The organism is Candidatus Pandoraea novymonadis (assembly GCF_003004665.1).
Lineage (GTDB): Bacteria > Pseudomonadota > Gammaproteobacteria > Burkholderiales > Burkholderiaceae > Pandoraea > Pandoraea novymonadis.
Genome location: NZ_MUHY01000001.1, coordinates 244,004 through 270,298 on the forward strand (window position 1 = coordinate 244,004; position 26,295 = coordinate 270,298).

Genomic DNA, 26,295 nt, shown 5'->3' on the forward strand with positions numbered 1-26,295 from the left:
CGCATGAAATTTTTATTTCAGTATGAAACATACACCATTTACTATATCTTTCTTATTGAGATTGTGGGTTTTAAGTTTTTTTGTGACTATGGATAATCGATCTGAATCTATTTTCCTATTTAACCAAGCTTGAACGGCTTTTGCCCGATGATGGGCTAGGCATTCTAGGTCATCATCGGTGATTTTTATGCCAGTTATCATTAATTCTTCTATTTTTTCTGATGAAAATTCTTTTAGAAAACTAATAATATTTTTCGTTTTTGGAAAATTCTCAGCTTTATAGGCTTCTCTTATAAATTTATCTCTCTCATTGGATTCAATGATTATTGAAGTGAGATCGCTATTCTCATTGTGTTTAACACTTGATTTTGCTTTTTGTACCTTTATGAGCCGATCGAGTATCACTTGCTGAAGACCTTTGACATCTTTAGCAGGATCGACGCATCCTACGATCTCGAGTCTTAGGATAGGATGATCTTCCAATACTTTAATTAACGTCTCAAGTTTTTTTTCTTGATCTGGTGTGAGTATTGAGTGCCCCGGTTCAAAAATGACAGAATTTAATTCCTTATCGATATCTTCGAACATTGATACCAGTAGACCAAATGGAGTTGCCGCAGCTTTCACAATGAGATTGACGAAAGATCGAAATATAACGTTGCCAAAGTTCAATTGTGGATCTTGTATTGATCCGTATACGGGCATCTCTATATTAATTTCTTCCTTTTTATTTTTTAAGAGAGATGCTATGAGGCGCAGTGGTAAGTTCCGCGCCATACTATTTTCAATACGCTTGCCGAAGACCAATTGGACGATATAAATATGGTTGTTTGCTGTTAGCCTACCCTGATCGATGAGGTAATGCGCATTGAGTGTTAATTTTCCTGTTTCGATAGGATACCCAGTATATTTAATAGTGTACGGTGTTAGATTTTTGAGTTCGATACCACTTGCCTTGATATCCAAATCTATGAATGGCATTGCCGTGAATGGATCCATTCTACCGGCAATGTTGAGGGAGCCATTCTGGTTAAGTTGGCCTTGTAAGAATACATTCACGGGTGTGGCAGTCGTACTGCTAAAGGTGCCTATACATCCATCGATGTTTGTCAAGTTGGCAGTGTAGTGGGGTTGTATGAATTTATCCGTGAACTTGACGTTTCCATTTTTGACTATGGTTTTCCCCACCGTGATGTGAGCGCTTAGCGCTTTCCCTGCGCCGTAATAAGAGTTGTTGTTATTTGGTTTTTTTGTGATTTGGGTAGTGTGATTATTGACTTCTTGTAAAAATGTCCTAGCATCGGAGGTTTTACTATTTACGATTCTCCGATTCGTTTCCTTATTAATATCTGATTGGATATTTGCCTTGAGATTGAGCAGTGTGCTTTTCGAGGCATTTGCCATTATCAACTTTGGAACTTCATTTTTGCTACTGATTGCATCAGTGAGATTTAGCTGTCCATTTGCATTAATGATGAGTTGTGTATATAAAGTTGAGACAGTGATTTCGTCGATGTTAACTTGGGGGGTGTCTGACCCGACTGAGATGCTGATTTTTTGCATAGCCAACGAATTCCATCGTATCGTTTCTCCTGATCTCATTTTATCTAGCAAGCGAACTCTGTTGAGGCTCGCATTACCTCGATAGTTGGCCTCAATACTCTTTCCTTTTACGGCGAAGTTTGCGACGCCGTTGCTGTTTAATAGTGCACTAATAATGCTGACGTTCAGTTTTTTGCTGAGGTAAGAGTCAAACAGGGCCAAGTCAAACTCATTTGTACGGATTTTCAATTCGCCGCTCAAGGGCTTTGGGGTGACGCTACCGATAACATTAATTGAGCCTTTTTTATTCAGAGCGCCTTTGGCTTCTACGGTAATAGATTGATTCATTTTTTGTGACATACCATTGAGTGTTATATTCAATGGGGTCAGATTTGCTTGGATCGGTTCTCCCTTAACTGCTTGATCTTCTAAGCTAATTCTAGCATTCTCAAGAGTAATACGATTCACCTGCCACTGCCAATTTTTATTCGAGATTTTGGTAGTGTTTCTTTTTTTAGTTTTTCTTGCTGATAGTAATGGATCATCTACATTTTTGCCACGTCGACCATTCTTTAGCGTTATTAGATTGATATGACCGTTTTTATTACGTTTAAATTTGATCTTTAGGTCGTTGATACGGAGATTTTCAAAAGACACTTTACGTTTCGTAAGATCAAATTTTATTATCTTTACTTCGGCTTTTGAAAATTTGATTGGTTCGTCTCCATTGTTGCCTGTTATCCATTCAATCTGATTGAAGATAGCTTTTCCTGACGACATGATCAAGTTAGGAGATGATGAACCAAATTTGATTTGGAATTTTGTATTTAATCCGATTTTCCCTTTTTTAAATCTTCCGATGAGTGAGTTTTTTGAGAATGGTAATAAGGATATAAGTTCGATGTTGTTGACCTCGAGGGAGCCAGTGGTATAGTGCTCTGAAAAATAAAGCTGCCCATTCGCAGAAATCTTTCCGCCACTAGATAAGGTAAAGGATGCATCGTAGGAAGCAGGTATTTTGTCGCACATCGAGAATTGCTTTAAGTGGATATGCACGTGATTCAAAGAAAGCTGTGCTGGTTTTTTAAAGCGCTTATCTGTGATATGTATGGTGCTGTCGATGATTGTCAAATCTCCGAAGCGGAAATCGATGTTTGAAGGTAAACATAAGCGGATTTTTTTTGACGCTCCAGACATCGATTTTGATTTTTCTGTAGAAAAAGATGATGCCTTATCCGAAGGTGTTTTCTCGACTGAATTATGCTGCGAGTTGAATCTCGTGATGGCTAAGGAACCGTCGGAATCAATTAGGATATTCTGATCAAGTCCATCCAGGTGAATCGCTTTCACGTGGCAAATATTGCGTAATGGTTCAAGATTATCGATAGTAATTTTTAGATGCTTGAGTTTGGATAGCTTATTTCCTAGACGATCGTCTAGTTTTATGTCGTCAAGTACTAATGTGCCTGCTAACATAACTTCGTTAGTTGATCTAAAACGCCTGAACTTCAGCTGTAATTTGGTTGACAGCCAACCTTCCTTAAGCACCATAGGAATGGAGGCAGGTGAGTAACCAAGATAACGGGAAATATCGAGGCGATTGATTTTTATCTCAATAGAGGACTCATGAGAATCTGAAAAAAGTTGTGATTGCCCCGAAATATTGAGAGTTGAACCGTTGATTGTTGCTTGAATTGATGGTTTGACGAAAATATTTGTGTGCGATGGTAAATTTGTGATGAATGGTATACCAATGTTAATGTTCTCAACGGTATCTTGCTTACGACGAACCTGATCGTTTAAAAATATTGAACCGTTAGAGATTTGTATGTTCGAAATGGAGATGCGTGAGGCTTTGCTCGACTCTAATTTTGGGAGTTCTGAAATAGCTTTTTCAAATATATCTGAGAAATTTAAATCTTGTTCAGTTCGACGAACTATATGAATAACGGGTGTATCAATGTAGAGCTCATTTAATATAGGTGTGCGTCGCAATAGTGAGTTCCATGATGCGTTGAAGCGCACATGCTTTATATCAACAAATGATTTCTCTGATAGCTTGTCGCTGATACGGATCTCTTGCAGATCTAGTTGTAGGATGTGAGGTTTAAAATTGACATTGCCGACCGTGACTTTGCGTTCGAGATACGTCGAAATATTTTTTATGGCGTAATGCCTGACAAGGTGTGGCACCATAAAACATCCGATGATGCCTAAGGCAGTGAGCACTCCTATCGTCCAAAAGACGATTTTTCTTGTGCGCCGTGAACAGATTATTTTCTGTGTGGTGATTAGGCTACGCGGAAGCAATGAGAGACGATCATTAGGTTTGTCGGCCATACGGTCTTTCGAGATATAAACGACTTCAATTTATTAAATATAAGGATATTGCTTCTCATGTAGAGGACGAATGATGTAACGGCAATAATGCGATTTGATTAGAATCAATAACAACTATGCCAGCGTACCATGTTGAGAACAGCCTCGCGTTGTAGTTAGAGAGATGGTATCAGCGGCGCGCGTGATGTGTTTTTTCTTCGACTTTTGCTCGAGTTGTCTAGAGTAAAAAACTCTCAGAGGTGAAGATTAGCGTGTTATTTAAAATGGATGTTAAGCTGGTGCCACATTCTAGCAATGTGTTTGAGTATCTAAGACATCTCGGGTACAGGCCATCATATAGTTCACATTTGTGCTAGACGATAATCTGTAATTTTTCATAAACGGATTATAGGTTACACCTATTAAGTCCTCGATTTTTAGGCTGCTGGCACGTGCAAATGATGCTAGCTCTGATGGACGGATGAATTTAGCATAATCATGTGTGCCGATAGGTATCATCCTTAGGACATATTCTGCACCGATAACCGCAAGCATGTAAGCCTTCAGATTTCGATTCAGTGTGGAAAAGAACAGATAGCCTCCAGGTTTTACAAGTGTGGCACATGCTGTCACTATAGCCAATGGTGATGGCACATGTTCAAGCATTTCGAGGCAAGTGACAATGTCATAGGATCCCGCTTCGCGTATAGCTAGTGCTTCGATAGCAATTTCTTCATACTCTATTACTAAGCCAGATTCTATACTGTGAAGGTTGGCTACCCCAAGCGCCTTGGATGAAAGGTCGATTCCTTTGAGTTGTGCACCTTGACGCGCCATTGCTTCAGTCAATATACCACCACCACAGCCTACGTCTAGGATGCGTTTACCTTGTAGCGCTACGTGTTGCTCTATCCATCTGAGACGGAGCGGATTAATTTCATGTAGAGGTTTAAACTCACTCTGAGGATCCCACCAACGATGGGCGATCTCTGTAAATTTTTGAAGTTCTTTAGGATCTACGTTCATGATATTGTTTAAAAGATACGAGTGCTACGCAATGAGTCTATCCGCTAAAAAATAAAAAGCTGATACACGTAGGCTCAGACACATAATGATGTGGCATTTTTTCTAGGTACCATCACACCTTGTGTATATATTGAAGACGATAAGGATCTGGCAAATGGGTCATAGAGTATAAAATATTTGCAATGGAATATTATCATCATTGGTCTTAAATAATAAAATCCCATAATAACGCAATTATTTTCTTTGAATAGAGGTAATAATACTTTTTTAAAAATTAAAGATTGATAGGTTAATAGTTCCTAATAGGAAGAAAGATTTATTTTTTGCATTAGGTTTTAAGAACCTGATAGTGGGAAATTTTAGTTTTTAAAATTATCAATCCTAAATCCAGAAAATATTTTCAATTAGATCAAGATTTGATCACAATAATTTATTAAATATTCTTTAATAATAGTAGTGAAGATGTTATTTTAATCTTGATTACTATTTTCGTATTTTCTATCACAGTATCTGAGTTATTCCTCTTATTTGATGCCACAGTGCCAAAAGAATATGAATGTGGGGGGAGTATTCGGGTAGATGAGGGTACCATACCGAATATGTTTAAATGACTCGTAACGACACTTTCTCGAAATTTTTCTATAAAATGAGAAGCTTCTCATTTTCTTCATATATATCATACTCAAGTGAGTGTGCTTATGAAATTTTCTCCTCCTTTGTTTTTGTGATTGAAATTTAGTCGACGTGTTACTATGGCCGTTTAGTGAACTACCTTGTCGCTGATGAACTTCTGTTATCCTGAACCTGAAAATCTCGTAATTGTTTCACGCGAAAGTCGCTTGGCGATGTGGCAAGCCTCTCATGTGCGTGATAATCTGAAAAGATTATATCCAAAGTGTGATGTCACTATTCTAGGAATAACAACACGAGGAGATCAAATACTAGATAGGTCACTGAATAAGGTCGGTGGTAAGGGACTTTTTGTTAAAGAGCTTGAAATTGCACTGTCCGATGGACGTGCAGATTTGGCAGTACATTCCCTTAAAGATGTGCCAATGCAAATGCCTGATGGCTTTATGCTCGGTGCAATTATGACACGTGAAGACCCGCGCGATGCTTTCGTGAGTAATAACTACGAAAGCTTGGAAGGCTTGCCGGCAGGCGCTATTGTTGGAACATCCAGTCTTCGGCGTGAGATGAGTCTTCGTACGCATTACCCTCATCTTAAGATTGAGCCGTTGCGTGGCAATCTTGATACCCGTTTGAATAAACTTGATCGAGGCAATTTTTCGGCAATTGTGCTGGCTGCAGCCGGATTGAAGCGCTTGGGACTAACTTCCCGTATTCGAAAAATTTTAACACCTGAAATGAGTTTGCCTGCTGCCGGTCAAGGAGCTATTGGTATTGAGATTTGTTCGGCACGAACAGAGCTTAAAAAATGGCTTGCGCCATTGCATCACACACGTTCTGCACTTGCTGTTACAGCGGAGCGTGCTCTTTCAAGGGAGTTGGGGGGGTCTTGTCAAATTCCATTAGCTGCATTCGCAAAATTCGACGGAGATATTCTCTTACTGCGAGCGTTTATCGCTGCGGTTGACGCGAGTCAGACACTGAGTGCAAATGCAGAGTCTATTGTCGTTGATGTCGCGGGTGCGGAAGGGTTGGGGAAGAATGTTGCTCAGCAATTAATTGATGTTGGTGCACGTGCGCTTGTATTGGCGGCAGCACAGGATATTACCCCCTCGTGACTCTCAATTACGACAATCATAACCCTTGCGTGATTCTAACACGTCCTGTTGAGCAATCTGCTTGGTTGTCGGACGCTTTGCAAGGGTATGGTATTAATGTGTTGACTTTTCCATTGCTCGACATTGTGCCCCATACCGAAAAGGGTTTATTGACACTGCTTGATAATACATTTTCGGATTTGTCGGGTTACGCTTTAGTGATATTTGTTTCACCAAATGCGGTTATATATGCGTTAAGAAGATTTAGGTATCCATGGCCTGAGCATGTGGCGATAGCTGTAGTTGGTCCAGGCAGTGCCGCGGCTTTGGCAAATGCAGGTATTGCGCCACCACGATATAGAGTAATTATGCCACCGAACGGTCCGCAGGCACGGTTTGATTCGGAAGCATTGCTTGTACAACTTAATTTATCATCACTCGCTGGCCGCCGCGTATTGTTAGTGCGTGGAGATGGCGGTCGAGAGTTGCTTTCCAATACGTTGCGTGAGAATGGCGTGCAGCTTGATATTGTGAGTGTATATAAGCGCCAAACTCCATTAATCGATGATGCATGTTGGGAGAAGATGGAGGATATGGTGATGCGTAGTATGCCTTGTGCCTGGGTATTGACTAGTTCTGAGGCAATTAAGCATCTTGTTGCCCTAATATCAAGTCGCTGCAGTGTTATTATGCGCGCTCGTATTTATAAATCGCTCTGTTTTACATCGCATGCTCGTATTGCGGATATCGCCCGGGATGCTGGGTTTAACAGGATTAAACAATATTCTGTGGGTGACGAAAAACTTTTTAAAGCATTAAAATCATGGGCTGAATCAATTCAAATTAAGTAGGATGGGGACATAGCATTCTATGCTGGATTCTTTTTAGATAACCTTTATGATTGCGTTTTAACCACTGGTGTAATTATTAAATGAAGCCCAATGATCGCTTTGATATCGGTCCCAACTGTTTCAAACCTCATGCACCAGTGAAAAATCCCGGCGCGGCTGTTGTTTTATTCCTAAATCCAAAAGTATTAGCGTCGATAGTTTGATACTCAATCAAAAAATTAAATGCATATAGCAAGAGATCGCTTAGCATAATAAGTAAGATAAAAATGCTGCCGTAATTCAAACGCAAGCTAAGACTGATAAGTACTGGTAGCATGCCCTATGCGATGTGTAGAAGCTGATGCTATGCCGCTGATTCAGTAGAAAGAAAAATGATCCGAATGAGTTAGATATGCAGACATTTTTAGTGGAATGCAAAGAAATCCTTTGAAAGTAGCTACGCTAAACTAGTGAACTTAAGTTGTATCTAGCGTTAACAAAACTTTTCGAAATGGTCGGTCAAATAGATATAAGCAAATTGGCACCATCGAGAATTTGCCTTGGCTTGAGATATTTATTATCTATGTCTACTTCGCGATTTACTCTAATTTACCATATGTAATATCTATCACGATCATATTTACTTACGCTTTCACATTACTATAACTTTATGAAATTTTATAGTGGCACGCCAGAGCTTGTCACTCTATTTACCCCATATATAGGAATGTAATCATGAAATTCAAAAACCTGCTGGCAGGCCGCGATATCCCTAATGATTTTAACGTGATCATCGAAATATCTGCACAGAGTGATCCAGTCAAGTACGAGGCTGATCATGAAACAGGTCTATTGTTTGTTGATCGTTTTATTGGAACTGGCATGCGATATCCGACTAACTATGGATATATTCCACGGACTCTGGCTGGTGATGGCGATCCTGTCGATGCACTGGTTATAACACCGTTTCCTTTGCTTCCAGGATCTGTCATACGTTGCCGTGCTGTTGGAATACTAAAGATGATGGATGAGTCAGGTAATGACGCAAAGCTGTTAGTCGTACCTCTTGACAAAATTTGCTCGATGACGTCGTCGATTAAGAATATTGACGATGTGCCAACGAATCTAAAAAATCAGATCCGTCATTTTTTTGAGCAATACAAAGCGCTTGAGAACGGTAAATGGGTTAAAATCGAAGGCTGGTCTGGTATCGTTGATGCCCATAAAGAAATAACCGATGGTGTTGCTGCTTACTTGGGTTGAACGAATGCCCTCGCTGACCCCAATCGTACAGAGTTTTTCTGCGCTTGGTCATTGCGGCTTTTTATTAATGTCAATGAAAACTGCCTCAGCAATGAGGTAATTGAGTAATCTGGCTAAAATAAGTCAATCTGTGGACGTGCAAGATAGCTTTCTTCTAACATGACGAACCGATTTCTGAATCTCTATCATCACGATTTCGCCCGCGTGGCAGTGGGTGTGCCGCAATGCAGAGTCGCTGATCCTGCATATAACGCGCAACAAACTATTGCCCTTGCACGCGAGGCAGACAATGCTGGTGCTGCTCTGATTGCTTTTCCAGAATTGGGCTTGTCGGCTTATACCTGTGATGATTTATTTCATCAACGCGCAATGCTGGATGCCTGTGAGATGGCGTTGGCTGATGTTGTCGCAGCATCTATTACGCTTTCGACAGTCATGATCATTGGTATGCCAGTACGCGTTGATCAGCGTTTATTCAATTGTGCAATTGTTGTTTCAGGTGGTCGAATTCACGGAGTTGTACCAAAGAGCTATTTGCCGAACTATAACGAATTTTATGAAGCACGTCAGTTCAATGCGGCGGATTGTAGCAGTGCTGAAGCCATCAGTTTGCTTAGCCAGACGGTGCCGTTCGGGGCAGCTCTGATCTTTGAATTCTCAGATATGCCGTTGTTGCGTTTTCATCTGGAAATTTGTGAGGATGTCTGGGTGCCAATTCCGCCTTCCTCCTTTGCTGCGTTGGCTGGTGCAACAGTACTTGTTAATCTTTCTGCATCGAATGTGCTACTTGGTAAAGAGGTCTATCGGCGTGAATTAGTGCGACAACAATCTACACGTTGTCTTGCTGCCTATTTATATTCGTCAGCTGGACAAGGTGAGTCGACTAGTGATCTCGCCTGGGATGGACAGGCACTAATTTACGAGAATGGAGAGTGCCTTTCAAAATCCGAACGCTTTTTGGAGGCATCGCATTTAATTTTTGCGGATCTAGATTTAGAGCGCCTTGCGTATGAACGTATGCATAAAACTACGTTTGGCCAATCGGTGCGTCGTCACAAGGATGAAGTAGAAAAGTTTCGCGTGATACATATTGATCTTAAGCTGCCGCGAGATATTATATTGCCACTTGAACGCACCGTAGAACGTTTTCCATATGTGCCAGCGGATTCTAAACGACGTGATGAGCATTGCCGCGAAGTATATAACATTCAAGTGCAAGCATTGACACAGCGCTTGCTGTCGAGCCATATCAAAAAGGTGTTAATTGGCATATCTGGTGGACTAGATTCAACACATGCCTTGCTTGTTTGTGCCAAAGTTATGGATCGTTTAGGTTTGCCACGAACGAATATACTTGCCTACACGATGCCTGGTTTTGGTACTACTGAGCGCACTCTCAAACAAGCCCGCCGTTTGATGACATTGATTGGATGTAATACGCAGGAAATTGATATTCGTCCAAGTTGTTTACAGATGTTAAAGGATCTTGGTCATCCATATGCAGATGGCCAAGAAGTATTCGACGTAACCTTTGAGAATGTTCAGGCTGGAGAACGGACAAGTCGTTTATTCAGATTGGCGAATTATCAACAGGCAATTGTTGTGGGAACAGGTGATTTAAGCGAATTGGCACTTGGCTGGTGTACCTATGGTGTAGGTGATCAGATGGCACACTATAATCTCAACGCTAGCGTGCCAAAAACGTTAATCAAATACTTGATAAATTGGGTCGCTGATGCAACCGACATGGGTGACTCTACGTTCTCATTTGTGAGAAAAGAAGAAGATACGACTGCATTATCAAATGTGTTGACTGATATTCTCGGATCGAATATTAGTCCGGAATTGGTTCCTGGTAAAGAAGATGTGGGGACAGAGCAAAAGACTGAGGATTTTATCGGGCCCTATGATCTTCAAGACTTTCATCTTTACTATACTTTGCGTTTTGGATTCACACCTTCAAAGATTGCTTTTCTTGCATATAGTGCATGGAAAGACGAGGATGTGGGGCGTTGGCCCGATGTGGTGGGTACAAGACGTCATCAATATGATTTGCCAGAGATTAAGAGGAATCTTCGAATTTTCTTGGATCGTTTTTTTCGGACGAGTCAGTTCAAGCGTTCTTGCATGCCGAATGCACCAAAGGTTGGTATGGGGAGTTCGCTTTCGCCCCGTGGCGATTGGCGGGCACCAAGCGATGGAGAATCTGCCCTTTGGCTAGCGCAACTTGACAAAATTCCAGATGACCCCAACGCTTAATGTTCATTGATTCATTTCTTTGGTTTTATAGGATAAACTTTATGGCATTGCATTTTGGCATAATAGTTTTTGTTAACTAAACCTAAAAGTATTGAGGTAACAATGAAACGAGTGACTGCCATCATCAAACCCTTCAAGCTTGATGAAGTTCGTGAAGCGCTTGCAGAAATTGGTGTGACAGGGCTGACTGTCACGGAGGTGAAGGGATTCGGACGTCAAAAGGGACACACGGAGTTGTACAGGGGTGCAGAATACGTGGTTGACTTTTTGCCGAAGATTAAAATCGAAGTGGTCGTGGCTCTCTCACATGCTGATCAAGTAATTGATGCTGTTTTAAGTGCTGCACGGACGGGAAAAATCGGTGACGGTAAAATCTTTGTCACAGATGTCGAACGTGTGATTCGTATTCGTACTGGCGAAGAGGGTGAAACTGCAGTTTAGTTAATTTTTATTTATTATTCTTTATGAGGCCCTGTTTGTTTTGCTTTTAGTAGAACAATCAATGCCCCGCTGCCGCCGTCCTTCGTTTTTGCTTCGCAATAGGCTAATACCTCATCTTTTTGAGCTAGCCATCCACGTACTTTATCTTTTAACACTGGTTTTTGATCGATAGAATTCAGACCCTTCCCGTGGATTATATGGACACAGCGTGACTTGCATCTAACGGCTTCATGTAGAAATATAGAAAGAGCTTCACGCGCCTCTTCACGTCGCATTCCGTGTAGATCCAACTTTTTTTGGATAACCCAATATCCCTTTTTAAGCTGGTTAAGAATTTTTCTGTCCGTACCATGCCGCCGGTATGCTAACTGTTCTACAGATTCGAGTAAACCTTTAGGATAGAATTCATCAGATAATGATTTATCAATGTCTACTGTTGATTGAGTTTCTCGTATTTTTTGAGTGGTGATTGGCGGTGGTAGTTGTCGTAATAACAGTGTGGCTCGATTCTGTATCCACTTAGACGATATTGGTGTAATCTGTCCAATACTATTGCGAAATATTCGAGCATCAGTTAGTGCATCTTGAGTATGCCTTTCTAATTTTTTGTGTGCAGAGTCCCGACTTTCTCTGTCTTTCGAAATTCGATCTCGTAGCTCTACGAGATCGTTAAGTGTTAATTTAGGAGTCTTTATATTTATTCTCATGCCACTGATATTAAAAGCGGGCATTGTTCTCATTGGATATATAGGTGTTGTGAAATTCTGATTTATATATAAATATTTGATCAAAAAATCAGCCTGCCTGAGATATGTAAGTGCTTATTTCTCAAGACTCTCCAAATAGCGTTGTGCATCGAGCGCAGCCATACATCCGCTTCCAGCGCTAGTGATAGCCTGACGATATATGTGATCTTGCACATCACCTGCAGCAAATACACCAGGAATACTGGTAGCCGTCGCGTTCCCATTGATGCCGCTATGGGTCAGTATGTAGCGGTTTTTCATTTCAAGTTGATTCTCGAAGATGTCGGTATTTGGTTTATGGCCGATAGCGATGAATACGCCATGTACCGAGATATTTTCTATGATCTTTTTGGTGATGTTTTTGATACGTATGGACGTGACACCAGTGTCATCACCGAGTATTTCATCGAGTATGGTGTCGTATTTTATTTTGATTTTGCCTTGTAGAACTTTTTCTTCTAGACGATCGATCAAAATCGGTTCTGCACGAAATTTGTTTCGGCGATGAATAAGTGTAACATTGCGAGCAATGTTCGACAAATACAAGGCTTCTTCGACCGCTGTATTGCCGCCACCGATTACAGCTACATCCTGTTTCTTATAAAAAAAACCATCGCATGTGGCACATGCCGATACTCCTCGTCCTGCATATATCTCTTCCGAGGGCAGACCGAGATATTGGGCAGATGCCCCCGTTGCGATAATTAAAGCGTCACAAGTATATTCACAACAATTACCAATGAGGCGAATAGGATGCTCGTTTAAATGTGCTTCATAAATGTGATCTAACACTATTTCAGTCTGGAAATTTTCGGCATGTTTCAACATGCGGGTCATTAAATCACTGCCTTGCAATCCATCAGGATCACCAGGCCAGTTTTCTACATCTGTTGTTGTCATTAGCTGACCACCTTGAGCAATACCGGTAATCAATATAGGATTGAGATTCGCACGGGCGGCATAGATAGCGGCGCTATAGCCAGCTGGACCGGAGCCGAGAATTAGGACTTTCGCGTGTTTGCGAGTGGACATAAATAACTCACCGGTAAGAAGTTTGACTGGTACGATACGTCATCTGGTGATGATAGAGACTTATTTTCGAATAATATAGATTAATCGGCATTATAAATGCTCAATTCGTTTTCGTTGATTCCATATTGCAATCACTCATGATTGTATTTTTATGAAGAGAGAAAAATTTTTATGCTTTCCACGAGATAATAGTTTTATACCAGTTCAATAACATTGAGGCGAGTTTTTAGATTAACCTTTTCGATATGAGGTGATCTGGTTCGTGTTGTTATGTCTTTTGTGGTAAGGCATTCACTTATTTAAAATGAGATTCACATTCCAATCCTCTTGATTTAATGACGACGAAATCTCCTTACTCCGCTAGTAATAGGCCTATTTTTTCCAATCGGGTGACGCATCTTTTCTATGAAATTCGCTGGATGACACAATGTGCCATGATCTTTTTTTTGTTGATGGCACTGATTTCTTATAGTCCTCAGGATCCTAGTTGGACACATGCAGCACATATCGATGAAATTGCTAATTGGGCAGGTCGTGTTGGAGCTTGGATGGCCGATTTGCTGCTTTTGATCTTCGGACTATCCTCGTATTGGCTTATTGTGTTTTTTGGACGTAGATTGATATTGAGTTACCGGTGGATGGCGATAAAAACTGCTAGAACAACGGTATGTGATCGTTCATTGACTAGCAGTTGGCTTGAAATCTTTGCATTCCCATTAATACTGTTTTCTAGCTCAGGTATTGAGGCCCTGCGTCTTTACCAGATTAATGTAACGTTGCCACGTGCACCAGGGGGCGTGTTGGGCGAGGTGATTGGTAATGTAATAAAAGATGCTTTTGGTTTCACTGGAGGAACATTAGCGTTATTACTACTATTAGCGTTTGGATCATCGATATTTTTTCATTTCTCTTGGCTCTCTTTGACTGAGAAATTTGGTGACTGGATTTTCAAAACGGTCACTATGCTTCGACGGTTTTACGAGATGGTACTTGATCGACGTTCAATGGAAGATAGCGATACAGAGATAGTACGCGAAGGTGTACATTTAGAAAATCATTTTCTCGATGAAGTGCATGAGTCGGTAAAAATTATTTCGCCTTTGACAACAAAGCCAAAATTTGAACGTGTTGAAAATGAGAAGCAAGTTCCATCGCTGAAGGATTTTCCTGATTCTATTTTACCTTCTTTATCATTGCTTGATGCTCCAACCCTCTCTCAGGAAACGGTTTCTATCCAAACATTGGAGTTTACGTCAAGGCTTATCGAAAAGAAGCTTAAGGACTTTGGTATCGACGTCAGTGTAGTTGCAGCCTATCCGGGGCCAGTGATCACGCGTTACGAAATTGAACCAGCGACTGGGGTGAAAGGAAGTCAGATTGTGAATCTAGCTAAAGATTTGGCACGTTCTCTGTCCTTGGTATCGATTCGTGTTGTAGAAACTATTCCAGGTAAAAACTATATGGGGCTAGAGTTGCCAAATCCTCGTCGACAGATGGTAAGACTAACGGAGATTTTATGCTCTGAAGTTTATAAAGATTCACCATCTTTATTGACCCTCGCGATGGGTAAGGATATTAGTGGCAAACCGGTTGTTGCGGACTTAGCGAAGATGCCACATTTATTGGTGGCTGGGACGACTGGTTCAGGTAAGTCTGTCGGTATCAATGCGATGATTCTTTCTTTGCTTTATAAGGCAACAGCCGATCAGGTTCGCATGATTTTAATTGACCCAAAGATGCTTGAGATGAGTATATATGAGGGTATTCAGCATTTGTTGTGTCCAGTTGTAACGGATATGCGCCAGGCTGGACATGCCCTCAATTGGGTAGTAGGTGAGATGGAGCGTCGCTATAAATTGATGAGTAAGCTGGGTGTACGTAATCTGACTGGCTATAATAAAAAACTTGATGATGCGGCTAAGTGTGAAATACATATCCCAAATCCGTTTTCACTGACACCAGATGCTCCAGAACCTTTAAAGCATCTGCCCTACATTGTGCTTGTTATCGATGAATTGGCTGATTTGATGATGGTTGTCGGTAAAAAAGTAGAGGAACTGATTGCCAGAATTGCTCAAAAAGCACGTGCGGCCGGTATTCATTTAATCTTGGCGACACAGCGACCATCGGTCGATGTGATAACTGGTTTAATCAAGGCGAATGTACCCACACGTGTTGCATTTCAAGTATCCTCAAAGATCGATTCGCGAACGATTTTGGAGCAGCAGGGTGCAGAAACATTACTTGGGATGGGTGATATGCTTTACCTGCCACCAGGTACAGGGCTACCTCTTCGTTTGCATGGCGCTTTTGTAGCAGATGAGGAAGTGCATCGTGTGGTTGAACGTTTGAAGGCACAAGGCGACGCTAATTATGTTGAAGGTGTTCTTGAGGGCAGCTCGCTTTATGGGGAAGATGGCGTAGACATAGACGGTCGCGCTGGCGATGGAGGAGGAGAGTCGGATCCTCTTTATGACCAAGCTGTAGCTGTGGTTCTGAAGCAGCGTCGAGCATCAATTTCGTTGGTACAGCGTCATTTGCGCATAGGTTACAATCGGGCCGCCAGGTTGCTTGAGCAAATGGAAAAATCCGGTATCGTTTCTGCAATGGCAAGTAATGGAAATCGAGAAATTCTGCTGCCAAATCATCTAGGAGAATGAAGACGATGAATCCATGGAAATGGATGAACATTCGGCGTGTAACACTCCGTTGGAGTATGCCTATTTTTGCGCTACTTACTATAGCAACTATCCCCATATCAGCGTATGCCAGTGCCACTGAGCAAATGAAGACATTTGTGAAAAAAGTAAAGACAGCGTGTGGGCCTTTTGAGCAAAGGCAGGTTAAAGTAGGGGAAAATGGAGAGATAAAGGTTTTGAGTATCTCCTCGGGAGTGTTTGAATTTTCTCGTTTAGGTCGATTCACATGGCGTTATCTAAAACCCTATGAACAAGTATTGCAAGCAGATGGAGAGATGCTTTATATTTATGACAAAGATCTAAATCAAGTCACGCAGCGTAAGCTGGATACTTCACTAGAAGCTGTCCCGATGTTCATTTTTTTGGGGAAAAATGATATTGAGCAGAATTTCACATTGAAGAACATTGGCACTAGAGATGGTGTCGATTGGGTAAGGTTAATGCCTAAAGCGCAGGATACACAGTTCCAGCATTTGGGTCTAGGATTTAAGAATGGAAACCTTTCAAGTGTTGAGGTATATGATGTATTTGGCAACATCACGTTGCTGATGTTCGGAAAAATGCAGAAAAATCTGACATTCCCAGCTGGACATTTTAAATTTATTATCCCGAAGGGGGTAGATGTCATTCAGGGATAAGCCGGGATTTATGGTCGATACCATTTTAAACACTACTGTCCCGCTTGCTGAGCGCTTGCGTCCAAAAAGCATTGATGCTGTTATTGGTCAGCAGCACTTGCTGGGACAAGGGAAACCGCTGCGCATTCTATTCGAAGGGGGGCACCTACACTCGATGATATTATGGGGGCCACCGGGTATTGGCAAAACCACGCTTGCCCGTTTGATGGCAAATACTTTCAAATTCAATTTTATTGCCTTGTCGGCGGTGCTCTCTGGTATGAAGGAGATTCGTGATGCTGTTGAATCTGCGCAGATTCAATTGAAACAAGGGAAAAAGACCATCGTGTTTGTAGATGAAGTGCATCGGTTCAATAAGGCACAGCAGGACGCATTCTTGCCATATGTTGAGTCTGGAATGTTTATTTTCGTTGGTGCGACGACTGAGAATCCTTCATTCGAGATTAATAGTGCATTGCTATCACGTGTGTCTGTGTATCTCTTGAAGGGTTTTTCGGATACAGAGTTGAGTGAAATGCTTGATCGCGCCTGTACTGTATTGGGTGATCTGACCTTTACGGATGCAGCTAAGAAAATTCTCATTGATTCCGCAGATGGAGATGGTCGAAAGTTGTTAAATAATATAGAGAGCGTCATGCAGTTTGCACTGATAAAGCGAGTGAAATCAATTGATGATATATTTTTAGCAAGTACTCTTACCGAGAATTTTAGGTATTTCGACAAGAGTGGTGATGTTTTTTATAATCAGATAAGTGCACTACAAAAATCAGTACGTGGTAGTTCCCCTGATGGGGCAATGTATTGGTTATGTCGCATGCTTGATGGTGGTGTCGATCCACGTTATCTCGCGCGACGAATTCTTCGGATGGCATGGGAGGACATAGGATTAGCGGATCCCAGGGCAGCCAGTATTGCGCTTGATGCAGCTGAAACCTATGAACGTCTTGGTACTCCGGAAGGAGAACTCGCGCTGGCTCAAGCTGTTTTGTATTTGGCGGCAGCACCTAAGTCGAACGCGGGCTATAATGCTTACAATGAAGCCAGAGCCTTTGTTAGTAAAGATAAGTCACGACCAGTACCGCTACATTTATGCAATGTACCCACACGTTTGATGAAAAATAGCAGCTATGCTAAAAATTATCGCTACGCTCATAATGAACCAAATGCTTATGCGGCTGGTGAAACTTATTTCCCAGATGATTTACCTCTACAGCAATGGTATCGTCCGGTTCAAAGAGGTCTAGAAAATAAAATTGGCGAAAAGTTGAGCCGATTAAAGTTACTAGATGCCGACTGGCTCAGTGCAAAAAAAGTTTCTGAAATAAAGGCCGAGAATAAAAATTAGGTGACCTACAAAGAAATTGATATCAAATGCACTATCCTAGCAGTGGTCTGGACGTGATGTTAAAATCTGAACTATATTAAATATCACTATTTCGAATGCACAGTCTACATATTTTTTGGATGCGTTATGCTTGACATTCAACTTCTTCGAAAGGATTTGGAGGGTGTTGCTAAACGTCTTAAAACACGTGGCTATGTGTTGGATGTTGAAGAATTTTCGTTGCTTGAGGCTGAACGTAAGGAGATTCAGATACAAACTGAGGAACTTCAAGCACGCAGAAATGTACTTTCGAAGCAGGTTGGTATTAAGAAGAATAATGGAGAAAGTATTTCGTCAGAAGTAACTGAAGTAGGAGTTATTACTGAAAGACTGAAAACATGGTCGACTCGTCTTGAAGAGATTCAAGGACGTTTGTTAGATTTTCTTCTAAGTGTACCTAACCTACCTCACAAGAGTGTACCGATTGGTACGAATGAAACACAGAACGTCGAAATACGGCGTTGGGGTACGCCTCGTGTATTTGATTTTATGCCGCGTGATCATGCTGATGTTGGATCAGCATTGGGACTGGATTTCGATGCAGCTGTAAAGTTGTCGGGGTCGCGTTTTTCTGTAATGAAAGGTGGTATTGCACGCTTACATCGCGCTTTGGCACAGTTTATGCTTGACCTTCATACGAAGGAACATAATTACACCGAGACGTATGTACCATATATTGTGAATGCGGCTTCGATGCGGGGTACTGGGCAATTACCGAAGTTTGAGGAAGATATATTTAAGGTGTTGCGAAAGGTTGAGGAAGAAGAGGGTGAACAAAAAACTGAAAATTTCTATCTTATCCCTACGGCTGAAGTATCACTTACAAATTTAGTACGTGATGAAATCATACCAGAAGAATCTATGCCATTGCGTATGGTGGCACATACGCCGTGTTTCCGTTCGGAAGCAGGGAGTTATGGGAAAGACACACGCGGCATGATTCGCCAGCATCAGTTTGATAAAGTGGAATTGGTACATGTAGTATCACCAGATAAATCATATGATGCATTAGAAGAATTGGTCTTGCATGCGGAAGAAATTCTGAAGCGTTTGATTTTACCTTTTCGCACTTTAGTTTTGTGTACTGGGGATATGGGATTTGGAAGTGCTAAGACTTACGATCTGGAAGTCTGGATTCCTACGCAAAATACTTTCCGTGAAATCTCGTCTTGTTCAAACATGGAGAACTTTCAAGCCTGTCGAATGCAAGCACGTTACCGCAATAGACGAGGTAAACCTGAGTTTGTTCATACGCTCAACGGTTCAGGATTAGCTCTAGGTCGCACGCTAGTTGCTGTGCTCGAAAATTATCAGAATGTGGATGGTAGTGTCACAGTACCAGAAGTTCTTCGTCCTTATATGGATGGTATCGAAAAGCTGGTCCCCATGGAGTAGATTTTTTTGCTCAGAGTTTGTAGAAAAAATCTGCTACAATCTGCCAAAATACGTTTTTAAGTTGTTCGTAAGTGAAATCTAGATAATCTTGGAGAGGTGGCAGAGTGGTCGAATGCGCCGGACTCGAAATCCGGTGTACGGTTATACCGTATCGTGGGTTCGAATCCCACCCCCTCCGCCAATAATTTATTTTTTTAATATAGTTGTATCTATCTCTAAAGTGAATGAAATTAACCATAGGTAATATTTTCCAGTGATCTCGTTTGAAAATATTGAGCAACTTTATCTATGATTAATGCATCTCGGGATATTTCTCTGATTGATTGTACTTTTATGCAGGCGGCTCTGGCACAGGCAAATTTTGCGATGGCGAAAGGTGAAGTACCAGTTGGTGCCGTGGTTGTACATGATGGGTCTATTATTGCGAGTGGGCACAATGCTCCTGTAAGTCAACATGATCCGTCAGCACACGCTGAGATGCAGGCACTACGTGCTGCAGCAAAAATACTTGGAAATTATCGCCTACCTGATTGTGAGCTATATGTCACACTGGAACCTTGTATAATGTGCGCAGGGCTTATCATGCATTCTCGCTTGCGACGTTTGGTGTTCGGTGCATTTGATCATAAAGGCGGCGCTTGTGGCAGTGTCATTGATTTATTTTCTGAAAAGAGGTTTAACCATCATGCTAATGTTATAGGAGGTGTGATGGATGACCAGTGCGTTCATATTCTACAGGCCTTTTTCGTGAAAAAGCGCGCTGTGGTGAAGGCAATTAGAAGTTGTCGATGTGATAATAAGTAGACTATCCGCAGGGTGCTCCTCACCATAGCCCTTGAGATCGGTCTAGTAAGCGTAAAATGTACGCTTATTTGGAGCGCTTAATTTTGTCTAATTCTCGATGGCTCCAATTGATTGCACCGTCAGGCTATGCTCCAGATTTGGAAGTAGCTATTCGTGGTATCAAGGTCTTGCGAAGACTTGGATTTTCTGTTGCCAATTTGGCGGTTATTGAACGTCGATATTTACGTTTTGCTGGTACGCTTTCTGAGCGTGTTGATGAAATTAATTATCTTGCAAAAGGTGAGCATCCTTTGCCTGATGTAATTTTGATGATGCGTGGAGGTTATGGGGCAAGCCAGCTCCTTGAATGGCTAGATTATCAAGGGCTGGATCGATGTATGAATAAGCATGGCCCAGTAATGTTGGTTGGACATAGTGATTTTACTGCTCTGCAAATGGCATTGTTGGCGCGTGCGAAGATTACTACATTTGCTGGTCCTATGTTGTTATCTGATTTTGGTGCAAAAGTAGTCAGTAATTTTACATTGAGTCATTTTCAATCAATGTTAAATTATCCTGAGCATACTGTTAGGTGGGTTACTGATGCTTGGCAGGATTTAAATGAAGCAGGCCTCCTATGGGGTGGCAATCTCTCGGTGTTGGTTAATCTGGTTGGTACCCCATTTTTTCCAAAAATAGATGGAGGAATTTTATTTTTGGAAGAGGTTAACGAGAGTCTTTTCCGTATTGAACGGATGCTATATCAGCTACATTTGAGTGGTATATTGTGTCGTCAGAAGGCAATAATTTTTGGGCAATTTACCGAGTGTCGAGTGTCTGATTATGACAATGGTTACGAGATTTTAACTATGATTGATCACCTTCGTAGTTTAATTCGCATCCCAATTGTGACGAGACTTCCTTTCGGTCATGTATATGACAAATTAACCCTTCCGGTTGGAGGGCATGCCCAATTAAAAGTTGAAGGTGCGCAAGCGGTACTGCGGCTCTCACAGTATCCATGTCGTGGAGTTTAGGTTTGATAAAAATATATTTTTTAATGGTACCTTTAACCGTTTAGTGGAGTTTCTGCTATTAGGGATTTCCACGCTCCTAGTATGTTTTATCACCTCAGTGTGATATCAGCAAAAGCGCGATCACCGCGATCACCGCGATCCACAATCGAATATAGCCAAATACTTGCCACAAGAGTTAAAATTTCAGTGATAAGTAGTGCATACCAGATCGCTGTACCACCAAAGTAGGTATTGAGTAGCCACAAACTACCTAGTAATAAAATCCAGCTACGAAGTGTTGCGATTACTGCTGATGGTCCTGGTGCTTCAATCGCGGTGAGATAGCCTGCAATAATCAGGTTACCAGCAGCTGGTAAGAGCGATAATGCATACCAAGGTATGGCGTGTGTCAGAATGTGCCATGCAATTTCGCCTTCTGGGAGGAATAAAAAGGTGAGTGGACGTGATAACGTCATCATGCCTATGGCAGCTAGCATAGAAAAACCAGCTGCTGCGATAATACCCAGTTTGAACGAACCTCTTAGTGCCTGTCGATTTTGCATTCCACGATAGAAGCTAATCATGGGTTGCATACTTTGTACCAGAGCTACTAAAGTGACCGCAGCGCCTAAGGTCATATATTCCAAAATTGCAAAGGCAGCAAGGCCAGCTTCACCGAAGCCATTCATGATAATTCTGTTAAATGCCAATATAGTTATTAGAGGGGCAATGGCATCGAGAAATTCGGAAGTACCGTTATAGAGCACCTTGCTAATATAGGATTCTCCTTTCGCGAATGGTACCGTTAAAGGTATAACACGTTTAGCAAAGAGAATATGGTAGCTAAACATCCCAAGACTAGATACCATCATTGATAGACCGGTGGCAAGTGCTGCACCCGCCATGCCTCTATTTTCCACAACGATGAACCAATAATCAAGTGCACCGTTAGTGATAGCACCAATAAACATGGCATATAAACCAAAACGTGCTGCTTTAGCACTTTCTACGCGTAGGAAAAGTTCTATAGCGTAAAGACCATTAGCAAATAGAATGAACCAAGCATAGTTGCTTAGATAGGCTTCTGCATGCATAGCCAGTTCACCTGTCGCGCCTAGCCATTTTGCGATTTTTGATGTCAGGACAAGAACGAATACACTCATAATGGCAGAGATAGCCAACATGCTCCAAAGTACTTGTGTGAACGCTCGACGTGCTTCGATATGACGATTCTGGCCAAGTAGGCGTGAAATCAATGTAGCTCCTCCAACACCAATCATGATACTAAATGCGTATGGAATATAGAGCAATGGCACGACTAGATTCAGCGCAGCGATTGCTTGCTGCCCAAGGTAGCGAGCGATGAATATACCATCTATCAGTGTATAGATGGTATATACCCAACCCGATAGGATAGTTGGTATGGCTAGAGATGTATACTGTCTTATCAGCGACGTTTGTAGGGGGGGTACTATATTTGTTAGTTGAGACATTTTGGTGTCTTATGACGAATCTCCGCATCGCTTCGGGATGCAGTTTACCGTTTCTAGGGTAATGACTGGGTCTCGGATCTGCTTTTCACCGATCATCTATAAATAGAATTTAACATAATATATATTATGCGCAAATTATAGCTTCGCGAGCTTCTGTGAGAAGAATAATATTATTCCCACTCAATTGTTGCAGGCGGTTTACCAGAAATGTCATAAACAACTCGATTGATACCAGGTACCTCATTGATAATACGGTTAGATATTTTCCCTAACAACTCATGTGGAAGATATGCCCAGTGGGCTGTCATAAAGTCTCGCGTTTCTACAGCACGTAAAGCGACAACCCACTCGTATGTGCGGCCATCACCCATTACACCGACACTCTTAACTGGTAGAAATACAACGAATGCTTGACTCGTAATTTCGTACCATGTTTTCCCACTATTTGGATCAACATTATTACGTAATTCTTCAATAAAAATTGCATCAGCATGACGTAACAAGTCAGCATAATCGGATTTTACTTCACCAAGAATTCTCACGCCAAGCCCTGGGCCTGGAAATGGATGACGATAGATCATATCGTGTGGTAATCCCAATGCCAAACCCAACTGACGCACTTCATCCTTAAAGAGATAACGTAATGGCTCCAGCAACTTTAAGCCTAACGTTTCTGGGAGTCCAGCGACATTATGGTGACTTTTGATTGTTTTTGCTTTTTTTGTCTTTCCTGCACCTGATTCAATAACGTCAGGATAAATGGTCCCTTGTGCTAACCATTTCGCATTTTTGAGTTTTTTCGCTTCATTTTGAAATACTTTTAAAAATTCGCGTCCAATAATCTTGCGCTTTTGTTCTGGTTCAGTGATCCCGTTTAGTTGACTGAGGAACTGTTTAGAAGCATCAACATGTACAACTTTTGTATGCAAACATTTAAAAATATCCATCATCATCTTTTCTTCATTACGCAAAAGACCGTGGTCTACAAATACACATGTTAATTGACTACCAATCGCGCGTTGAATTAAGGCTGCCGTCACACTCGAATCTACGCCACCTGATAAACCAAGAATTACTTCCTCGTTTCCGACTTTATCACGAATTTTTTGTATAGTTTCTTCGGTATGCTCGCTGATGATCCAATCAGGCTTCACTCCAGCGATCTCGAGTATGAAACGTTCCAGAAATTCACTCCCTTTTAAGGTATGGGTAACTTCTGGATGAAATTGCACACCATAATAATTACGGGAGACATTAGCAATGCCCGCGATTGGACAGTTTGCTGTTGAGGCAATTAACTCAAATTTTTCAGGCATCTGTGTGACTTTATCACCATGACTCATCCATACCTTTAGCATTCCAGAGCCATCTTTTCTGTAAAAATCAGCAAGGTTATTGAGCAGAGGTGTATTGCCATGGATACATACTTCTGCATAGCCAAATTCACGATGCGAAGTGGCTTCAACCTTTCCACCTAAAGCAACAGTCATCAAAAACATGCCATAGCAGATACCGAGCACTGGCACACCTAATGACCACACTGCTTCTGGTGCCCGCAAGCTCTGATTTTCATAGATGCTGGCATGACTTCCAGAGAGAATGATCCCCTTAGGGGCAAATTTTTGGATGAATTCGTCAGAAACATCACCAGGATGAACTTCACAGTAAACGTGAGATTCACGAATGCGACGGCCAATGAGTTGACTAAATTGAGAACCGAAGTCGAGAATGAGGATTTTATTGTGCATCTTATAAGCTGCAGATTTGGAATGAATATGTTTTTAGGTTGTGAGGATATGCAAGCAAATAACTTTTGCCATGTTTTTAAATGCGAGAGACATGAGCGAGCTTGACCAATAAAACGCCAATCACAATCAACACTGTACCAAATAGAGGCAGCCCAATACCTGCTAGCATTTGGTCAGCATATAAAACTATTACCCAGGCAAGTAGTATTGCACCTGAAATCCAATTAACATGACCAGTTATGGAAGCTGTTAAAGCTACCAATTTAGAATTTATTGCTGCACGGCATTGAAGCCATGCAAATCCTAGAAGTGCTACGCCGAGTAGTTGTCCATAAAAAGCAGGTGTGGCTGGTGGCATATTTAAGCGAATAAACAATCCAGGAATGAAAGAAGCCAATAACAGGAGACCAATCGTTAAATTGAGTATTGCATTCAAAAATAATAAGGTACGCAGAATTACCTTCATTAAGTGTTATTCCACGTGGTAGTTTGGAGCTTCTTTCATAATTTGCACGTCATGCACGTGAGATTCACGCATGCCTGCTGCGGTAATTTCTACAAATTCAGCATTTTTATGCAAGTCAGCAATCGTTGTACAACCTAGGTATCCCATTGATGAGCGAACACCCCCTGTCAACTGATGTATGATTGCCAGAACGCTTCCCTTATAAGCCACTCGACCCTCGATACCTTCTGGCACTAGCTTATCTGAATTATTTGCAGGATCTTGAAAATAACGGTCTGCGGCGCCATCTTGCATCGCGCCGATTGACCCCATGCCGCGATAATTTTTGTAGGAACGGCCCTGATATAGAAATACTTCCCCTGGTGCTTCTTCAGTACCAGAAAACATACTCCCCATCATTACGGTATGTGCTCCAGCGGCTAGGGCCTTTGAAATATCACCAGAATATCGAATTCCTCCATCAGCGATTAGTGGAATATCCCTGTCTTTGAGTGCCTCTGCCACATTAGCGATCGCCGTAATTTGAGGCACACCAACACCAGCAACAATCCTTGTCGTGCAAATGGAGCCTGGTCCAATGCCAACCTTAACAGCATCAGCACCATGTTCAAAAAGAGCTAATGCAGCACTGGCTGTTGAGATATTACCACCCACAACCTCGATTCTAGGAAAATTTCTCTTTACCCACTGCACTTGATCGAGTACACGCTGACTGTGACCATGTGCTGTATCAACAACGATTACATCAACACCAGCGGCCACTAATAGTTCAATACGCTCTTCATTATCCAATCCTATTCCAACGGCTGCACCAACACGTAGTTTTCCGTCTTTGTCTTTTGTTGCATGAGGGTATTCTGTTGCCTTCATAATATCTTTAACGGTCATCAAACCACGCAACTCAAACGCATCATTCACCAGCAAAACACGCTCAAGACGATGTTTGTGCATGAGGCTTTCTGCCTCTCCAGGAGAAGTGCCTTCGCGTACCGTCACCAGCCTATCTTTAGGTGTCATGATGGAACGTACAGGCTCGTCAAGACGATTTTCAAAGCGCAGATCACGATTGGTTACGATGCCAATTAATTGCGCACCTTCCACTACAGGAAAACCAGAGATTCCATGCTGAGCGGATAGAGCAATCACATCACGCACTTTAATATTTGGTGAAATCGTAATTGGATCACGCAATACACCAGACTCGAAACGTTTTACTTTTGATACCTCTTTTGCTTGATCAGTTGGCTTGAAGTTTTTATGAATGATACCAATACCGCCTTGCTGTGCCATCGCAATTGCTAGACGCGACTCAGTCACCGTATCCATACCAGCTGAAAGCAACGGAATATTTAACGAAATATTCCGCGTGAACCTGGTTTTTAGACTGGTGTCACGTGGGAGAACGGCAGAATAGGCCGGCACAAGGAGCACATCATCAAAAGTGAATGCTTTTTGGATCAGACGCATGAAAAATCCGGTAGGCGGAAA

Annotated in this window: 19 protein-coding genes and 1 tRNA gene; 12 read left to right on the forward strand and 8 right to left on the reverse strand. The window is 41.7% G+C overall.

Translation table 11 applies throughout. The features are described 5' to 3' along the window. Positions 1 to 12: 12 nt before the first annotated feature. Entirely contained in the window at positions 13 to 3,882 is a 3,870-nt protein-coding gene (locus BZL35_RS01045; protein WP_106182013.1) for a DUF748 domain-containing protein, read from the reverse strand. 288 nt (positions 3,883 to 4,170) lie between these two features. Continuing rightward, on the reverse strand, positions 4,171 to 4,890 hold the full coding sequence (gene ubiG / locus BZL35_RS01050; protein WP_106182016.1) for a bifunctional 2-polyprenyl-6-hydroxyphenol methylase/3-demethylubiquinol 3-O-methyltransferase UbiG: 720 nt from the start codon (positions 4,888 to 4,890) through the stop codon (positions 4,171 to 4,173). A gap of 779 nt (positions 4,891 to 5,669) precedes the next feature. Between ubiG and hemC the strand changes: the two genes are divergently transcribed. From hemC to BZL35_RS01080, 5 genes are all read left to right on the forward strand, one after another. Then, positions 5,670 to 6,635 carry a hydroxymethylbilane synthase gene (gene hemC, locus BZL35_RS01055; protein WP_106182018.1) on the forward strand — a complete coding sequence of 322 codons (966 nt, stop codon included), beginning with the start codon at positions 5,670 to 5,672 and terminating at the stop codon, positions 6,633 to 6,635. After that, positions 6,632 to 7,465: a uroporphyrinogen-III synthase gene (locus BZL35_RS01060; RefSeq protein ID WP_181276529.1), complete on the forward strand. Its 834-nt coding sequence runs from the start codon at positions 6,632 to 6,634 to the stop codon at positions 7,463 to 7,465. The genes hemC and BZL35_RS01060 overlap by 4 nt, the downstream gene beginning before the upstream one ends. 714 nt (positions 7,466 to 8,179) lie before the next feature. Continuing rightward, positions 8,180 to 8,707 carry an inorganic diphosphatase gene (gene ppa, locus BZL35_RS01070; protein WP_106182027.1) on the forward strand — a complete coding sequence of 176 codons (528 nt, stop codon included), beginning with the start codon at positions 8,180 to 8,182 and terminating at the stop codon, positions 8,705 to 8,707. Positions 8,708 to 8,866: 159 nt separating this feature from the next. Beyond that, positions 8,867 to 10,966: an NAD(+) synthase gene (locus tag BZL35_RS01075; protein WP_106182029.1), complete on the forward strand. Its 2,100-nt coding sequence runs from the start codon at positions 8,867 to 8,869 to the stop codon at positions 10,964 to 10,966. A gap of 102 nt (positions 10,967 to 11,068) precedes the next feature. Beyond that, positions 11,069 to 11,407 (forward strand): P-II family nitrogen regulator, encoded by a 339-nt coding sequence (locus BZL35_RS01080; RefSeq protein ID WP_106182032.1) that lies wholly within the window; start codon positions 11,069 to 11,071, stop codon positions 11,405 to 11,407. 14 nt (positions 11,408 to 11,421) lie between these two features. On the opposite strand, the gene BZL35_RS01085 is transcribed toward BZL35_RS01080, so the two are convergent. After that, entirely contained in the window at positions 11,422 to 12,138 is a 717-nt protein-coding gene (locus BZL35_RS01085; RefSeq protein ID WP_245916314.1) for a Smr/MutS family protein, read from the reverse strand. A 90-nt stretch (positions 12,139 to 12,228) separates the two neighbouring features. Next, positions 12,229 to 13,185 (reverse strand): thioredoxin-disulfide reductase, encoded by a 957-nt coding sequence (gene trxB, locus BZL35_RS01090; RefSeq protein ID WP_106182034.1) that lies wholly within the window; start codon positions 13,183 to 13,185, stop codon positions 12,229 to 12,231. A 335-nt stretch (positions 13,186 to 13,520) separates the two neighbouring features. On the opposite strand from trxB, the gene BZL35_RS01095 reads away from it, so the two are divergent. The 7 genes from BZL35_RS01095 (at position 13,521) to ldcA (ending at position 21,121) form a co-directional block, all read left to right on the forward strand. Continuing rightward, the gene (locus BZL35_RS01095; protein WP_106182037.1) at positions 13,521 to 15,845 is read left to right on the forward strand and encodes a DNA translocase FtsK; all 2,325 of its coding nucleotides are present in this window, start codon (positions 13,521 to 13,523) and stop codon (positions 15,843 to 15,845) included. A gap of 23 nt (positions 15,846 to 15,868) precedes the next feature. After that, positions 15,869 to 16,522 (forward strand): outer membrane lipoprotein chaperone LolA, encoded by a 654-nt coding sequence (gene lolA, locus BZL35_RS01100; protein WP_106182823.1) that lies wholly within the window; start codon positions 15,869 to 15,871, stop codon positions 16,520 to 16,522. Between the two features lie 10 nt (positions 16,523 to 16,532). Then, positions 16,533 to 17,867: a replication-associated recombination protein A gene (locus BZL35_RS01105; protein WP_106182039.1), complete on the forward strand. Its 1,335-nt coding sequence runs from the start codon at positions 16,533 to 16,535 to the stop codon at positions 17,865 to 17,867. Between the two features lie 126 nt (positions 17,868 to 17,993). Continuing rightward, on the forward strand, positions 17,994 to 19,301 hold the full coding sequence (serS, locus tag BZL35_RS01110; protein WP_106182042.1) for a serine--tRNA ligase: 1,308 nt from the start codon (positions 17,994 to 17,996) through the stop codon (positions 19,299 to 19,301). A gap of 90 nt (positions 19,302 to 19,391) precedes the next feature. Then, positions 19,392 to 19,482: transfer RNA gene (locus tag BZL35_RS01115), tRNA-Ser, on the forward strand. A gap of 107 nt (positions 19,483 to 19,589) precedes the next feature. Beyond that, positions 19,590 to 20,105 (forward strand): tRNA adenosine(34) deaminase TadA, encoded by a 516-nt coding sequence (tadA, locus tag BZL35_RS01120; RefSeq protein WP_106182044.1) that lies wholly within the window; start codon positions 19,590 to 19,592, stop codon positions 20,103 to 20,105. A gap of 56 nt (positions 20,106 to 20,161) precedes the next feature. Beyond that, on the forward strand, positions 20,162 to 21,121 hold the full coding sequence (gene ldcA / locus BZL35_RS01125) for a muramoyltetrapeptide carboxypeptidase (protein WP_338032332.1): 960 nt from the start codon (positions 20,162 to 20,164) through the stop codon (positions 21,119 to 21,121). 89 nt (positions 21,122 to 21,210) lie between these two features. Here the strand turns inward: ldcA and BZL35_RS01130 are convergent, their stop codons facing one another. The 4 genes from BZL35_RS01130 to guaB form a co-directional block, all read right to left on the reverse strand. Beyond that, positions 21,211 to 22,593: an MATE family efflux transporter gene (locus BZL35_RS01130; protein ID WP_106182047.1), complete on the reverse strand. Its 1,383-nt coding sequence runs from the start codon at positions 22,591 to 22,593 to the stop codon at positions 21,211 to 21,213. A gap of 170 nt (positions 22,594 to 22,763) precedes the next feature. Continuing rightward, positions 22,764 to 24,341 carry a glutamine-hydrolyzing GMP synthase gene (gene guaA, locus BZL35_RS01135; RefSeq protein WP_106182049.1) on the reverse strand — a complete coding sequence of 526 codons (1,578 nt, stop codon included), beginning with the start codon at positions 24,339 to 24,341 and terminating at the stop codon, positions 22,764 to 22,766. A 76-nt stretch (positions 24,342 to 24,417) separates the two neighbouring features. Beyond that, positions 24,418 to 24,807, reverse strand: coding sequence for a hypothetical protein (locus BZL35_RS01140; protein ID WP_106182052.1), 390 nt, complete (start codon positions 24,805 to 24,807; stop codon positions 24,418 to 24,420). Positions 24,808 to 24,813: 6 nt separating this feature from the next. Further along, positions 24,814 to 26,274, reverse strand: coding sequence for an IMP dehydrogenase (gene guaB / locus BZL35_RS01145; RefSeq protein WP_106182054.1), 1,461 nt, complete (start codon positions 26,272 to 26,274; stop codon positions 24,814 to 24,816). Between the last annotated feature and the right edge of the window lie 21 nt (positions 26,275 to 26,295).